Here is a 14,032-nt window from a genome sequence, read left to right as displayed (position 1 = left end):
ATGTACCGCCCTTTTGTGATCCACCGACCCCTTTCGCCCCCCATGGCCTGGCTGGGGTTGGCACTGCTGATCTTTGCCGCCTGCCTGGTTGGCATCTTTGCGCGGCCCATCGGCTTTCTGTCGGCCTTCTGGCCCGCCAATGCGCTGCTGCTCGGGCTGCTGGTGCGCTACCCCACGCTGGCGCGCCCACCGGCCTGGGTAGCGGCCGCCGTGGGCTATGTGGCGGCAGATCTGGTGACGGGCAGCCACTGGGGCATGGCTCTGTGGCTCAATGCGGCCAACCTGCTGGGCGCCACGGCGGGCTGGCTGGTGCTGCGCCGGCTGGACGAAGGCATCCGGCGCCTGCAGCGCACCGTGTCGGCGCTCTACCTGCTGCTCGCTGCGCTGGCCGCCAGTGCTGTGGGGGCACTGGCGGGCTGTGGCGCCGCACCGGTCTACTTCAACACCCCATGGACCGACCTGCTGTCGCTGTGGTTCAGCACCGAACTCATGAACTACATGCTCATCGTGCCGGTGGTGCTGGCTGCGCCGCGCGCAGATGCCCCGCCCCCCGCGCCGCAGGGCGGTCTGCAGGGTGTGCCACTGTTCTGGCGCCTGGCCCCCGTCAGCTCGCTGCTGCTGGCCGAGGGCGTACGCACGGTGATCGGCGGTCCTGGCATGCTGGCCTTTGTGGTGCCGGGGCTGCTGTGGTGCGCGCTCAGCTACAGCCCCTTCATTTCCAGCCTGTTGTCGCTGGTGGTGTGCCTGTGGACCATGGCCGGGGTGGCCACTGGCGTGCTCAATTTCACACCCGCGCATGCCAGCGATGTGTTCTCGCTGCGCGTGGGCGTCACGCTGCTGGCGCTGGGGCCGCTGGCTGTGGCCTGCGCCAGCGCCGCACGCGCCGAGGCCCTGCGCCGTCTGGACCACGCAGTGCGCCACGACGACCTGACCGGGGTGCTCGCGCGGCGCGCGTTCCTGGAGCAGGGTGAGCGGCTGGTGGCACGCTACCAGCGCGAATCCGCCGGGTTGGCGGTGCTGATGGTGGACGTGGACCATTTCAAGCAGGTCAACGACCAGCTGGGGCACGGTGCGGGCGACCAGCTCCTGATTGGCATCGCCCAGGCCATGGTCAGTGCGCTGCGCCCCCAGGACGTGCTGGGCCGCCTGGGCGGCGAGGAGTTTGCGGTGGTGCTGCCCGATGCCTCGCCCGCCGAGGCGCATGCGATTGCAGAACGGCTGCGCAAGGTGGTGGAACAGTTGCCCTTTGGCGCCGAAGGCGGTGCCCCGCAGCACCACGCCACGGTCAGCGTCGGCCTTGTGCACAGCGCCAGCCTGGGCGGCGATTCCGACATGGAAATGCTGCTGCTCGCCGCCGATGCCGCGCTCTACCGGGCCAAGGCCCAAGGGCGCAACCAGGTGATGATGGGGTAAGCCCCCAAAGCGGTAAGCCCCAAAAAGCCGCTTTGCACCTGCTGGCCTGAGGCCGTGCCCGTTTCAGGCGTCGCGGGCGGCACGGTGCACCCTGAAAAGCTGAAACGGCGTGGGCCGCAAAAGCAGCCCACCCGCAGCGCCGGTGCACGCTACAGATACTGCTTCCACAGCATGTTGGTCATCCGCCCCTCGGGGTCCCAGGCGGCCTTGGTGGCACGAAACCGGTCTGCCTGCGGGTAGGCCGCCGCGAACTGCGCCTGTGTGGCATGGCGCTGGTAGGGCAGGTAGTAGGTGCCGCCGTGCTGCAGGGCCAGGTCGATCAGCGCACGCGTCCACAGGCCCACCGCCGTGCGGGCCTCGGGGCTGGTGCCTTGTTTGTAGTACAGCACCCACGAGAACACCTCCTCGCGCGCCCAGGCCATGACGGCATCGGGGTCGGGCGGCGCGTGGCGCACCGAGATGTTGAGCACCTGCGCACCGTGCTGCTGCAGGATGTGGGCCAAACCCCGCGTGAAAGCGGCGAACCGGGCCACGGGCACAAAGTATTCCTGCAGCACATAGGTGGACTGTGCGCGGCTGGCCGGCTCCAAAGAGGCGGCATCCAGGCTGGCCTCGTGGTTGCGCCACACCACGGGATGTCCACGCAGCAGCGCGGGGCGGACCACCTTGTGCTGCAGCTGGTGGCCGCCCGGCAGCTCCGTCATGGCCCAGATCACGCTCTTGTCCAGGTCATACCGCTGGCCGCGCGGCACCAGGCGCTCGGGGACCGTCACGGGCTTGTCGGTGCGGGTCCAGGTCACCGCAGTGGCGCGGTCAAAGCTGGGGGGCAACAGGTCGGCGTTGTGCATCACGGCCTGCGCGTTGGCGGCCACCTTGGCGGCAAAGAAGCCCGGGTAGTCGTCCAGCGCCACGTGGGCCACGGCGCGCTCCAGGGCGGTGTTGGCATCCAGGTCCAGCTCCACCTCGGTGATCACGCCCAGCCCGCCATAGCCGCCCAGAGCGGCGCGGAACAGGTCGGGGTGCTGGTGGCGGCTCGCCTCGCGCACGCCTCCGCTGGCCAGCACGATCTGCAGGGCCCGCACGGACGCGCCGATGGGCCCGTGCCCAACATAGCGGCCATGCACGTTCACCGACACGGACCCGCCCACCGTGAAGTTCGAATAACTCTGCATGGTGCGCACCGCCAGGTCGTGGGGGTCGAGGTGGTCTTGCAGGTCGCGCCAGCGCATGCCGGCCTGTACGCGCACCTTGCGGCCGGTGGTGTCCAGCCACACCAGCCCCTTCATGCTGCGCATGTCGATGTGCAGGCCGCCCTCCACGCCCACCTGCCCGCCCATGCTGTAGCGCCCGCCGCCCACGGCCACCGCGCCGGGCCAGTTCTGCACGGCCTGCACCACGTCCTGCACGCTGCCAGGCACCACCACCCGGGATACCCGCACGGGGTACAGGCGGGTCACGTTCTCGATCAGCGCCCCGGGAGCGCTGTGGGCCCGCAGCGGCGCCGCGGCCCCCACCAGGCCTGCGGCGGCCAGTGCACCCAGGAGTTCACGGCGGCGCAGCCCCTTCACGGTGTTCAAGCGTTGCGCCGATCAGTCATCCCGGGCAAGCCGCACGCCGGCACCGGTGCCACAGGCATGGCAGAACCGCGCAAAAGCGCTCTTGCGGGTCGTGCACTGGCCGCAGTGGTCGAACAGGCCGATGCCGCAGTGTGGGCAAAAGTCGATCTTCTCGTTCTTGAGGTCCACCGGGCGCTCGCAGCCGGGGCACACGCTTTTGGCCAGGCGCGCCAGGGCCACGTCGTAGCTCAGCTCCTTGCGGCGCTCCTGGTCGGGCAGGGTTTCGGCCAACTTCTGGCGCTCCAGGTAGCGGTTGAGCGCCAGGATGGCGTAGCGCCCCACCAGCGCCGTGATGCCGATGCCCACCACGTAGCGCACATAACCGCCGTAGCTGGGGAGGTAAGGCACCAGCTCCACGAAGAAGGCGAACAGCGCGAAGAAGATGAAGCCCCATACAAACGGCCAGTAGGTGCCCTTGCGCTTCTTGGCGAACAGCCAGCCGGCGACCGCCAAGAGTGGCAGGGTGAGGGCCAGGCGGTACAGGAACACGCGCAGCTCCACCTTGCGGCGCTCGGCCTCCAGCTTGACGTAGCCATCGGCTTCCATGTCGTTCAGGCGCTCCTGCGTGGCTGCCGCCGCCTGGCGTGCGTCCAGCGCAGCCTGCTGCTGCGCCTCGACCGCCTGCTGGGTCTTGCGCTCGGCGAGCTTGAGCACGTCCAGCGCCTGGGTGCGCGCCAGCACTTCGGGGTCCTGGTCGGCGCGCTGGGTGGCGTTGCGCGTGGCCAGCCAGTTGTTGAAGGTCTCGCGCGCGGCCTGCGTTTCGCTGCGGGCCTTGCTGCGCTGCAGCTGGGCCTGGTCCAGCGCGGTCTGCGCATCCTGCTCGGCCTGGCGCGCGTCCTTGACCTGGGCGCGCAGCCTCTCGGCCGCTGGCTTGTCCAGGAAGTCGTCCACGCGCAGCGGGGTTTCGACCTTGGGCAAATCGCCCACGATGGTGCCGCCCAGGCCGATGAGGAAACTGGCAAACACCAGCGCCACCAGCCACAGGCCACGGCGAAACCATTTTTCGGACAGCCGAAGCGATTTGCTCATGATCGTTTCCCTCAGGGAATACTATGCATTTGATAGCTATCAGCGCTTATCCATAAAGCGCTGAAGGCCATTTTATTCAATTCTTCACCACCAGCACTACCGGTGCAGCCACCAGCTGCGCCCGTTGCAGCCAGGCCAGCATCGAATCGACGGTCACGGTCTCGATGCGGTCCGAAAACCGTTTCTCGTTCGGGTGGTCGTCAAATGCGATGTTGGCCGAACCCACGCGCCCGCCCATGCGGGTCAGCGGGCCCAGTTTCAGGGCGGTGGGCTCGTAGCCCTTGAACTGCAACCAGGCCTGCGCCTGGTCGCGTGTGCGCACCGTGGTGGGCTCCATGGCCATCGCCAGGGTCTCCAGCGCCCACTGGTTGGATTGCTGGTATTTGCGGCCCCACGCGTAGCTGACCATGCTGTAGGGCGGATGCTGCAGCGCCGTGGTGCGGCCCTTGTCCTGCAGCACGGCGATCAGGCGCTGCTGCACCTCGGGTGTGGGCACGGCGTACACCGCCTCGTAGCGCCACAGGTCGTCCAGGAAGAACTCGCCCAGGCCCTGGCGGTACAGGTGTCCAACGGCCGTGCCACATTCATTGAGCTTGTGGGCCACCCACCATGGGCCCTCGGGCGTCTTGTACGCCCAGCCCAGGTGCGAATAGCGCAGGCCGTATTTGCTCAAGTCCTGCCCCGCGCGGGCGAGCACCACCACCTGGGCGCCGGACCTGGCGTGCTCCGCATCCAGCGCGGCCGAGGTCTGCTGCGCCAGCTGCATGCCGCGCTCGATCACTTTGGCAGGCACGGGTTTCGCGGCCTCGCAGGAGCGGCCCGCGTGGGCCGCGGGTACCGCCAGCAAGGCCGCGCCAGCCACCAGGGCCAGGCCGAGCATGGCGGGGTTGAAAGAAGAGCGCACGCGGGCACGCGCCGGGGTCGTCACGGTCATCTGCTGCACATTCATGGCGGTGCCCTTACAGACGCTCGTTGTGCAGCAGCGCACGGCCGATGGCGTTGGGCACGAAGGCAATCGCCTCGCCCGCCACCGACAGCACCACGCCCGTGCCGATCACGCTGCAGGTCACCACGGTGCCCACGGCGTGCGCCGATGCGCCCACGCCCCGCCCCGCCACCTCGACGCTGACCCGGGCGCCGTCCGATGCGCGCTCCAACAGGTACACCGTGCCAGTGGCCGATGCCTCCACCGTCTTCACCGTCAGCACCGCACCGGCGACCGACAGGGCCGCTGGCACCGTCACGACCGCGCCAGCGGCGGCAGACGCCACCGAGGCCGTGCCCACCACCGACGCGATGGGCAACAGCGACAGCGCGGCCGAGGCCTCGCTCTGGGCCCGTGCGGGCAGGGCAGCCAGCGTGCACAGCAGGCCGGCGGCCAGGGCAAGGGTCAGGATCTTCGACAATTTCTTCATGGTTTCACTCCTCACAGGAGGTGCTGCGCAGTAGCGCTGCAGCACCGGTTTTTTTCAGGGCAACCTCCGAGCATCCCCCATAGCTCCATGGCGAACGCCGGAAACTCAGCTGGCGTTGTTACCAGACGTAGCAGCATGTGCTGCGGCAGCTTCGCGGCGGCCTTGCAGGCGTGCTTCCAGCAGGTCAGCCTCGTGGCGGTCGCGCAGCATCTTGGCCAGCGTGAAGGCGGTGGTGATCAGGTACAGCCAGCTCACACCCAGAAAGGCCTTGTAGGTCACGTTGATCTCCATGCCGAACAGACCCCAGCCGGTGAGGCCCATGGCCACCACGAAGCCGCCCCAAACCACCAGCTTCCACATCGGCGTGTCGCCCGCGCCGCGGCGCGCTGCGCTCTCGTTGTCCCGCACGAACTTGGCCAGCACGAACGCGGCCGAGAGGCAGAACACATAGCCCATCACCATGAACGCCTGCTCCAACTGTTCGCCCGGCAACCAGGCCAGCCCCACGGCGCACAGAAAGACGGCCAGGCCGAACGAGACCCACACCTGGAGCTGCCATGCACGGGTGTCACGCTGGATGAGGGTGGAAGAAGACGACATACAAATGGGGTGGCCTGAAAGGGCCGTGGTTGAACACGGAGCGGATAGTGCCGCGCCGGCCCGCCGCCGCCGCCAACGGGTTGCGCCAGTGGCGGCTGCCCGGCTCTTCGGTATCGAATGGCGATACTTTCACCACATGGACCGGGGCACCTGGGCGACATCATTGCACCGGCTTGTCTTTGACAATCGCAGCCTTTGACTGCTGCAACGCCCGCACGGAGACCGCCCCATGACCACCGCCAAACCCTTTGACATCGTCGTCCACGGCGCCACCGGCTTCACCGGCCGCCTGGTCGTCGAATACCTGCTGCAGCGCTACCCCGCCGGCAGCGGCCTGCGCTGGGCCATGGGCGGGCGCAGCGCCGACAAGCTGGCCGCCGTGCGCGACGAAGTCGGCGCCCCCGCCGACACCCCGCTCATCGTGACCGACAGCACCGACCCCGCCAGCCTGCAGGCCCTGACGGCACAGACCCGCCTGGTGCTGACCACGGTGGGCCCGTACCAGCTGTACGGCAACGAACTCGTGGCCGCCTGCGCGGCGGCCGGCGTGGACTACGTGGACCTGTGCGGCGAACCCGCCTGGATGCGCCAGATGATCGACGCGCACGAAGCCACGGCCAAGGCCAGCGGCGCGCGCATCGTGTTCTCGTGCGGGTTCGACTCCATCCCGTTCGACCTGGGCGTTTTCCTGCTGCAAAAGGAATTTGGCCAGCGCTTCGGCCACCCCGCATCACGCGTGCGCGGTCGGGTGCGCAAGATGAAGGGCACGTTCTCGGGCGGCACCGCCGCCAGTCTGAAGGCCACCATGGCCGCAGCGGCCACCAACCCCGCCGTGCTGGATTTACTGAAGAACCCGTTCTCGCTCACACCCGGATTTGACGGGCCGCGCCAGCCCTCGGGCCACAAACCCATGGTGGACGAAGCCTTGGGTGAAGGAGTCTGGGTGGCACCGTTCGTGATGGCGGCCATCAACACCCGCAACGTGCACCGCTCCAACTTCTTGCTGCAGCACGCCTACGGCGCCGACTTCGTCTACGACGAGATGCTCATCACCGGCCCCGGAGAAAAGGGCGAAGCCATGGCCAATGCCGTGGCGGGCGACAAGTCGCTGGGCTCTGACAAGGGCCCCAAACCCGGCGAAGGCCCTTCGCGCGAAGAACGCGAGAAGGGGTTTTACGACGTGCTGTTCCTGGGCACCGACGCCGCTGGCAACAGCCTGCGCGTGGGCGTGAAGGGCGACCGCGACCCGGGCTACGGCTCCACCTCCAAGATGATCGCCGAGGCCGCCGTGTGCCTGCTGCAGGATGCCACCGAGACTCCGGGCGGCATCTGGACCACGGCCCCCGCGCTGGGTGACAAGCTGATAACGCGGCTGCAGGCCAACGCTGGGCTGAGCTTCGCGGTCGAATCGGCGTAACGTCCCGGAGGTCGCGGAGCTTCCCTGCGGGTTTGTCCGTTTTCGCACCACGCTGGTCCTGAAACGCTCGGCCACCCACCGAGCGAATCCTCCAAAATGCAGGGAATGAACACTGCCCTGCGCCCCCGCGACCTTGCCCTCGCCCTGCTTGTCATCGTCGTCTGGGGCTTGAACTTTGCCGTGATCAAGGTCGGCGTGGCGGATGTGCCGCCCATGCTGCTGGGCGCGCTGCGCTACCTGCTGGCGGCGTTTCCAGCGCTGCTGTTCGTTAAGCCCCCCAAGGTTCCGTTGCGGCTGTACCTGTTGTATGGCATGACCATGGCCGTGGGCCAGTTTGCCCTGCTGTTCACCGCCATCCACATCGGCATGCCGTCGGGCCTGGCCTCGCTGGTGCTGCAGGCGCAGTCGTTCTTCACGCTGCTGCTGGCGGCCTGGTGGCTGCGTGAGAAATGGCAGGGCAACCAGGTGGCGGGCCTGGCGCTGGCAGGCGTGGGGCTGGTGCTGATTGGCAGTGCCCACGGCGCATCGATGCCGTTGGCGGGTTTTGCGCTGACCGTGGCGGCCGCTGCGATGTGGGGCTGCGGGAATATCGTCACCCGCGCCGTGGGGCGGTATGGGCCGATGAACCAGTTTGCCTTCATCGTCTGGTCCAGCGTGGTCGCACCGCTGCCGTTCGTGGCCCTGGCGCTGGTGATGGACGGCCCCACCGCTGTACTGGCAGCCGTGCAGCACCTGTCCTTCAAATCCATGGCCGCCGTGGCCTATATCGCGTGGATCTCCACGTTGCTGGGCTTCGGGCTGTGGACGTATCTCATGTCGCGCTATCCCGTGAACCGCGTGGCGCCCTTCACCCTGCTGGTGCCCGTGGTGGGCCTGACCACGGGCTGGTGGGTGTTTGGCGAGCAACTGTTGCCCGTGCACTTTGCGGGTGCGGGGCTGCTGATGGCGGGCCTCGTGGTCAACGTGTTCGGGGGCCCGGCCTGGGCGGCCGTGATGGGGCGGCTGCGCGGGGCGCAGTGAGCCTCTCCACGGCCGCTACAGCGCCAGCGGCAACTCCGTGGTCGAGAGCACATTGCGCAGCACCATGAACGAGCGCACCTGCCGCACTCCGGGCAGGTAGATCAGCTGCTCGGCGTGCAGGCGGTTAAAGCTGTCGTTGTCACGCGTGCGCACCAGCATGAAGTAATCGAACTCGCCGGTGACCACATGGCACTCCATGCAGCCCGAGATTTTGGCGGCGGCCTTTTCAAACTCGGCAAACGATTCGGGCGTGGAGCGGTCCAGCACCACGCCAATCATCACCAGCATGCCAGCACCCACGGCCTTGGGGTTGAGCAGTGCCACGACGCCGTCGATGAGCCCCAGGCGCTTGAGCCGTTCCACGCGCCGCAGGCAGGCGGGTGCGCTCAGGTGCACCTTCTCTGCCAGCGCAACGTTGGACAGCGAGGCATCACGCTGCAACTGGCGCAGGATAGCTTTGTCAGTGCGGTCCAGCTCAGCCGACACATCGGCCTGCGGTACATTCTTGGCACGAACTTTTGTTGCGCACATTTTTCTTTTCAAGAAATATTTATCGTCGATATTCTGATTCATAAATGAAAAACCCTGAAATACCGATGAAATTCGCAACCACTTGATGCGCGTGTCTTTCTACGATGAAGGCACTGCAAGCCACCCCTTGCACCCCATCCCTTCCATCGACCGGAACACCGCCATGAACCTGCAGAAATTCGCCCGCCACCCGCTCACCTTCGGGCCCTCGCCCATCACCGCGCTGCCGCGCCTGTCGGCCCACCTGGGCGGCAAGGTGCACCTGTATGCCAAGCGCGAGGACTGCAACAGCGGCCTGGCCTTTGGCGGCAACAAGACGCGCAAGCTCGAATACCTCATCCCCGAGGCGATTGCAGGCGGCTACGACACGCTGGTCTCCATCGGCGGCATCCAGTCCAACCAGACGCGCCAGGTGGCCGCCGTGGCCGCGCACCTGGGCATGAAGTGCGTGCTGGTGCAGGAGAACTGGGTCAACTACTCCGACGCGGTGTACGACCGCGTGGGCAACATCGAGATGAGCCGCATCATGGGCGCCGACGTGCGCCTGGACGCTGCGGGCTTCGACATCGGCATCCGCCCCAGCTGGGAGCAGGCCATGGACGACGTGAAGAAGGCCGGCGGCAAGCCCTTCCCCATTCCCGCAGGCTGCTCCGAGCACCCGTACGGCGGCCTGGGCTTCGTGGGCTTTGCCGAAGAAGTGCGCCAGCAAGAAAAAGAGCTGGGCTTCCAGTTTGATTACATCGTCGTGTGCTCGGTCACCGGCAGCACGCAGGCCGGCATGGTGGTGGGCTTTGCGGCCGACGGCCGGGCACGCAAGGTGATCGGCATCGACGCGTCGGCCAAGCCCGAAAAGACCCATGCCCAGGTGCTGCGCATCGCACAGAACACGGCCAAGCTGGTGGAACTGGGCCAGGAGATCACGGCCGAGGATGTGGTGCTGGACACGCGCTACGGCGGCCCCGAGTACGGCCTGCCCAACGAGGGCACGCTCGAAGCCATCCGCCTGTGCGCCCGCCAGGAAGGCATGCTCACCGACCCGGTGTACGAAGGCAAGTCCATGCACGGCATGATCGACATGGTGCGCAAGGGCGAATTCCCCGAAGGCTCCCGTGTGTTGTACGCGCACCTGGGAGGGGTGCCGGCGTTGAACGCCTACAGCTTTCTTTTTCGCAACGGCTGATGCCCCGCGCGAGGAGACAGAGCAGCAGCGCCTGTGCCGGCTGGCCGGGCTCTCCGTGATCTGAGCACCTCTGCTTTTTTATCTTTGCGTTTCCTCAGACCCGTGCACGCCGCCGGGTCTCCCCGCCACGGCCGGTCCATCCCGCCGGCCATGGCGGCTGACCGAACTTCCGTGGTAGCGACAGGCCCTGGCGGGCCGCCAGAGCGAAACGAAGACTGGCGCATCCTGGACCCTGTCCGCAGGTAGCAACGGTTGAACACAACCAGCCCTCATCCGAAGGATCGCCGAATGAACCACTTGCCTCTGACGCGACGCACTGGCGTCGCCCTATCCATTGCCGCCATCGCTTCTGGGGGGCTAGGTTTTGCGACCCAGGCCCACGCCGACGGCTACCCCGCCAAACCCGTTCAGCTCATCGTGCCCTTCCCGCCCGGCGGGGCGGTGGACATCGTGGGCCGGCTCATCAGCAAGAAGCTGGGCGAACGCCTGGGCCAGGCGGTGGTCATCGAAAACAAGGCGGGCGCGGGCACCATCGTAGGCGCATCGTTTGTGGCCAACGCACCGGCGGACGGCTACACGCTGCTGATCAGCTCGGGCTCCACCTTCACCGTAAACCCCGCGCTGAACGCCAAGCTGCCCTACGACCCCGTCAAGAGCTACGAGCCCGTCGGCCTGGTCGCCCGTGTGCCCTTGATTCTGCTGGCCCACCGCGATGTGCCGGTCAACAACCTCCGGCAGCTGATCGCCGCCGTGCAGCGCACTCCAGACAAGTTCTCCTACGGCTCGTTCGGCAACGGCACCACGGGGCATTTCGCAGCCGAGCTGACCTGGTCGGCCGCAGGCATCAAGCTGATGCACGTGCCTTACCGGGGCAGCGCCCCCGCCATGGCCGACCTGATGGGCGGGCAGATCCCCCTCACCATCGACACCGTGGCGGCAGCGCTGCCACAGCTCAAGGCGGGCAAGATCAAGGCCATTGCCGTCACAGGCGCCACGCGGGCCACGCAGCTGCCCGACGTGCCCACGGTGGCAGAAAGTGGCTTTCCGGGGTTCTCGGCCGACTCCTGGCTGGCTGTGGTCGCGCCGCGCGGCCTGCCCACCGAGGCCAAGGCCAAATTGCACAAGGCACTGGCCGAGACCCTGGCGGATGCCGAAATCCGCAGCAAGCTGGTGGCCAGCGGGTTGGAGCCCGCCTACGCACCAGGCGATGCCGTGCTGGCGCAGATCGAGGACGAGCTGCCACGCATGCGGGCGATTGCGCAACGGGCGCAGATTCGTGCGGAGTGAGCGCTGCGCTTTTCCGGAGCCTCAGTCCCGCAGCCAGGTCAGCATGTGGGGATAGGCATGCGGACCGCCAGGCACCTGCTGCGCAGGCAGCAGGGTGAGCCCCGCAGCTGCCAGCCCCGACGCCCCCAGGTACACCCCCAGCTCGAAAGCGGTGCGCAGCCCGGCGGACCGCCCGTGGTATCCGCCGTCGTGGAACAGCACAGCGGAATCCATCCTCAGGTGGCACAGCGCGGCCCACGCCCAGGCGGTTGCCTCGATCTCACCGCCATGGGGCACTGCGGGCAGGTCCTGCAGTGCGTCGTCCAGGGTGGGGCGCTGGGCGGCAGGCACCACCGCCAAGTGGCCGGCCTCGTGCAGCAGGTCACCGGGCCAGCGCAGCCGCGCCCGGTCCACGCGCAGCCCACCCCGCTCGATGCGGACGCCAGGCAGAAAGCTGTCGTCGGGCACCTCGGCCTCAAAGACCGCAAGGCCGATGCCGCGCAAGAAATCCAGGATGCGATCCGTCAATGCACCGGGGTCCGCTGCCGGCACGGCCGCGATGGCAACGTCTGCCGTGCTCATGTTTGCAACAGGTCTGCCACCTGGCTGCGCAGCAGCGCGGGCTGTACGGCCTGAGACGCTACAGGACGGCCCACATTGAGCCCCACCCGGCTGTAGAACCCCCTGCGGAACGGCCGCACCATCGCACCGCCCTGCTCGATGCGGCTGAAGTACGAGCCCCACAGGTTGGTCAGCGCCATGGGGATCACCGGCGCCTCGACGCCCTCTTCGCGCGCACGCTCGATGATCTTCATGATGCCGCCCTTGAACTCCTGGAGCTGTCCGTCCTTGGTGATGCCGCCCTCCGGGAAGATGGCCAGCAGATCACCTTCGCGCAGCACCTGGGCCGCGCGCTCGAAGGCGGCGTCGTAGGTGGCGGGGTCTTCCTTGTACGGCGCGATCGGGATGGCCTTGGCCAGGCGGAACAGCCAGCCGAGCACCGGCACGCGGAAGATGCGGTGGTCCATCACAAAATAGATCGGCCGCGGGCTCGCGGCCATGAGCAGCACCGCGTCGATAAAGCTCACGTGGTTGCACGCCAGGATGGCCGCGCCGGTGGTGGGCAGGTTTTCGTCGCCCTGCACCTTGAAGCGGTACACGAAGCGCGATGACATCCAGGCCACGAAGCGCAGCAGGTATTCGGGCACCAGCATGAAGATGTAGAACGCCACCACCGCATTCGCCAAGCCTACGAACAAAAAGATCTGCGGCACCGTGAAGCCCGCGCCCAGCAGTGCGCCGGCGATGAGCGAACTGGCAATCATGAACAGCGCGTTCAGGATGTTGTTGGCTGCGATGATCCGCGCGCGGTGCGTGGGCTGGCTGCGCATCTGGATCAGTGCGTACATCGGCACGCTGTACAGGCCCGCAAACAGGCTGAGCAGCGCCAGGTCGAGCATCACGCGCCAGTGCTGGCTCTGCGCGAGGAAGGCGCCAAGGCCCATGATTTCCGACGGTGGCAGGCTGCGCGCCGCGAAGTACAGGTCGATGGAAAACACACTCATGCCAATGGCACCCAGCGGCACCAGGCCGATCTCGACATGGCGGCGCGAGAGCACCTCGCACAGCAGCGAGCCAATGCCGATGCCGATGGAGAACACCACCAGCAGCAGCGAAGCCACCTGCTCGTTGCCGTGCAGCACTTCCTTGGCCAGGCTCGGAAACTGCGACAGGAACACCGCGCCGAAGAACCACATCCAGCTGATGCCCAGGAGCGAGCGGAACACCACGATGTTCTCGTGCGCAAGCTTGAGGTTGCGCCAGGTCTCGGTGAAGGGGTTCCAGTTGATGGTGAGCCCCGGGTCGGTGGCTGGCACCGACGGGATGAATTGCGCCACCGCGCGCCCAATCAGCGCGGCCACCACACACGCCACGGCCACCGTGGTGTGGCCGATGCCAGGCAGCGCCACCAGCAGTCCGCCCGCCACGTTGCCCAGCAGGATGGCCACGAAGGTGCCCATCTCGACCATGCCGTTGCCGCCGGTGAGCTCACGCTCGCTGAGTACCTGCGGCATATAGGCGAACTTGACGGGCCCGAACAGCGTGGAGTGCACGCCCATCAGGAAGGTGCACAGCAGCAGGATGGGCACATTGCCCGCGATGAACCCGCCCGCCGCCACCAGCATGATGGCGATCTCCAGGTTCTTCACGAAGCGGATCATCTTCGTCTTGTCGTACTTGTCGGTGAGCTGGCCCGACGTGGCCGAGAACAGCAGGAACGGCAGGATGAACAGCGCACCGATCACCAGCCCCGCCATCGCCGGCGGCAGCCACGACACGCTGAGCTGGTAGGTCACCATCACGGTGAACGCGAACTTGAACAGGTTGTCGTTGGCGGCGCCTGAAAACTGGGTCCAGAAAAACGGCGCAAACCGCCGTTGGCGCAGCAGGGCGAACTGGTTCGGGTCCTCATGCGTTGGCGCAACGCTGGTTGAGGGGGTCTCGGGGTGCATGCTTTTCTCCTCGTTTCCGATGGGTTTGCTGT

General features: G+C 67.2%; 13 protein-coding genes. 5 read left to right on the top strand and 8 right to left on the bottom strand.

The window, feature by feature from the left end:
- On the top strand, positions 1-1,413 hold the full coding sequence (locus ASE39_RS22805; protein WP_057272629.1) for a GGDEF domain-containing protein: 1,413 nt from the start codon (positions 1-3) through the stop codon (positions 1,411-1,413).
- Between the two features lie 149 nt (positions 1,414-1,562).
- On the opposite strand, the gene ASE39_RS22800 is transcribed toward ASE39_RS22805, so the two are convergent.
- From ASE39_RS22800 to ASE39_RS22780, 5 genes are all read right to left on the bottom strand, one after another.
- Complete coding sequence (locus tag ASE39_RS22800) at positions 1,563-2,981, bottom strand: FAD-binding oxidoreductase (protein ID WP_242421542.1); 1,419 nt, start codon at positions 2,979-2,981, stop codon at positions 1,563-1,565.
- A 21-nt stretch (positions 2,982-3,002) separates the two neighbouring features.
- Positions 3,003-4,058, bottom strand: coding sequence for a zinc ribbon domain-containing protein (locus tag ASE39_RS22795; protein WP_057272627.1), 1,056 nt, complete (start codon positions 4,056-4,058; stop codon positions 3,003-3,005).
- A 76-nt stretch (positions 4,059-4,134) separates the two neighbouring features.
- Complete coding sequence (locus tag ASE39_RS22790; protein WP_057272683.1) at positions 4,135-4,938, bottom strand: DUF2145 domain-containing protein; 804 nt, start codon at positions 4,936-4,938, stop codon at positions 4,135-4,137.
- Between the two features lie 79 nt (positions 4,939-5,017).
- A complete protein-coding gene (locus ASE39_RS22785) occupies positions 5,018-5,473 on the bottom strand; it encodes a hypothetical protein (protein ID WP_057229875.1) in 456 nt (151 codons plus the stop codon).
- A gap of 105 nt (positions 5,474-5,578) precedes the next feature.
- On the bottom strand, positions 5,579-6,073 hold the full coding sequence (locus ASE39_RS22780; RefSeq protein ID WP_057272626.1) for a YiaA/YiaB family inner membrane protein: 495 nt from the start codon (positions 6,071-6,073) through the stop codon (positions 5,579-5,581).
- 229 nt (positions 6,074-6,302) lie between these two features.
- On the opposite strand from ASE39_RS22780, the gene ASE39_RS22775 reads away from it, so the two are divergent.
- A complete protein-coding gene (locus ASE39_RS22775) occupies positions 6,303-7,490 on the top strand; it encodes a saccharopine dehydrogenase NADP-binding domain-containing protein (RefSeq protein WP_057272625.1) in 1,188 nt (395 codons plus the stop codon).
- 105 nt (positions 7,491-7,595) lie between these two features.
- Positions 7,596-8,510, top strand: a complete 915-nt coding sequence (locus ASE39_RS22770; protein WP_010466241.1) for an O-acetylserine/cysteine exporter — start codon at positions 7,596-7,598, stop codon at positions 8,508-8,510.
- A gap of 15 nt (positions 8,511-8,525) precedes the next feature.
- Here ASE39_RS22770 and ASE39_RS22765 read toward each other — a convergent pair whose 3' ends face one another.
- Positions 8,526-9,041 carry an Lrp/AsnC family transcriptional regulator gene (locus ASE39_RS22765; protein WP_057272624.1) on the bottom strand — a complete coding sequence of 172 codons (516 nt, stop codon included), beginning with the start codon at positions 9,039-9,041 and terminating at the stop codon, positions 8,526-8,528.
- A 163-nt stretch (positions 9,042-9,204) separates the two neighbouring features.
- Between ASE39_RS22765 and ASE39_RS22760 the strand changes: the two genes are divergently transcribed.
- A complete protein-coding gene (locus ASE39_RS22760; RefSeq protein WP_010466243.1) occupies positions 9,205-10,221 on the top strand; it encodes a 1-aminocyclopropane-1-carboxylate deaminase in 1,017 nt (338 codons plus the stop codon).
- A gap of 288 nt (positions 10,222-10,509) precedes the next feature.
- A complete protein-coding gene (locus ASE39_RS22755; RefSeq protein ID WP_057272623.1) occupies positions 10,510-11,508 on the top strand; it encodes a tripartite tricarboxylate transporter substrate binding protein in 999 nt (332 codons plus the stop codon).
- A 21-nt stretch (positions 11,509-11,529) separates the two neighbouring features.
- Here ASE39_RS22755 and ASE39_RS22750 read toward each other — a convergent pair whose 3' ends face one another.
- Positions 11,530-12,069 (bottom strand): hypothetical protein, encoded by a 540-nt coding sequence (locus tag ASE39_RS22750; RefSeq protein WP_057272622.1) that lies wholly within the window; start codon positions 12,067-12,069, stop codon positions 11,530-11,532.
- Positions 12,066-14,000: an MFS transporter gene (locus tag ASE39_RS22745; protein WP_010466246.1), complete on the bottom strand. Its 1,935-nt coding sequence runs from the start codon at positions 13,998-14,000 to the stop codon at positions 12,066-12,068. Before ASE39_RS22745 ends, ASE39_RS22750 begins: the two co-directional genes overlap by 4 nt.
- Positions 14,001-14,032: the final 32 nt, after the last annotated feature.

Source organism: Acidovorax sp. Root267, from assembly GCF_001429215.1.
Taxonomy (GTDB): domain Bacteria; phylum Pseudomonadota; class Gammaproteobacteria; order Burkholderiales; family Burkholderiaceae_C; genus Acidovorax; species Acidovorax radicis.
Note: the sequence above shows the minus strand (reverse complement) of the source record. Positions and strands in the feature narration are given on the sequence as shown.

Coding starts and splice junctions, on each gene's coding strand:
- ASE39_RS22805 (WP_057272629.1), top strand. CDS start 1: ATGTACCGCCCTTTTGTGATCCACCGACCCCTTTCGCCCCCCATGGCC.
- ASE39_RS22795 (WP_057272627.1), bottom strand. CDS start 4,058: ATGAGCAAATCGCTTCGGCTGTCCGAAAAATGGTTTCGCCGTGGCCTG.
- ASE39_RS22790 (WP_057272683.1), bottom strand. CDS start 4,938: ATGCTCGGCCTGGCCCTGGTGGCTGGCGCGGCCTTGCTGGCGGTACCC.
- ASE39_RS22785 (WP_057229875.1), bottom strand. CDS start 5,473: ATGAAGAAATTGTCGAAGATCCTGACCCTTGCCCTGGCCGCCGGCCTG.
- ASE39_RS22780 (WP_057272626.1), bottom strand. CDS start 6,073: ATGTCGTCTTCTTCCACCCTCATCCAGCGTGACACCCGTGCATGGCAG.
- ASE39_RS22775 (WP_057272625.1), top strand. CDS start 6,303: ATGACCACCGCCAAACCCTTTGACATCGTCGTCCACGGCGCCACCGGC.
- ASE39_RS22770 (WP_010466241.1), top strand. CDS start 7,596: ATGAACACTGCCCTGCGCCCCCGCGACCTTGCCCTCGCCCTGCTTGTC.
- ASE39_RS22765 (WP_057272624.1), bottom strand. CDS start 9,041: ATGTGCGCAACAAAAGTTCGTGCCAAGAATGTACCGCAGGCCGATGTG.
- ASE39_RS22760 (WP_010466243.1), top strand. CDS start 9,205: ATGAACCTGCAGAAATTCGCCCGCCACCCGCTCACCTTCGGGCCCTCG.
- ASE39_RS22755 (WP_057272623.1), top strand. CDS start 10,510: ATGAACCACTTGCCTCTGACGCGACGCACTGGCGTCGCCCTATCCATT.
- ASE39_RS22750 (WP_057272622.1), bottom strand. CDS start 12,069: ATGAGCACGGCAGACGTTGCCATCGCGGCCGTGCCGGCAGCGGACCCC.
- ASE39_RS22745 (WP_010466246.1), bottom strand. CDS start 14,000: ATGCACCCCGAGACCCCCTCAACCAGCGTTGCGCCAACGCATGAGGAC.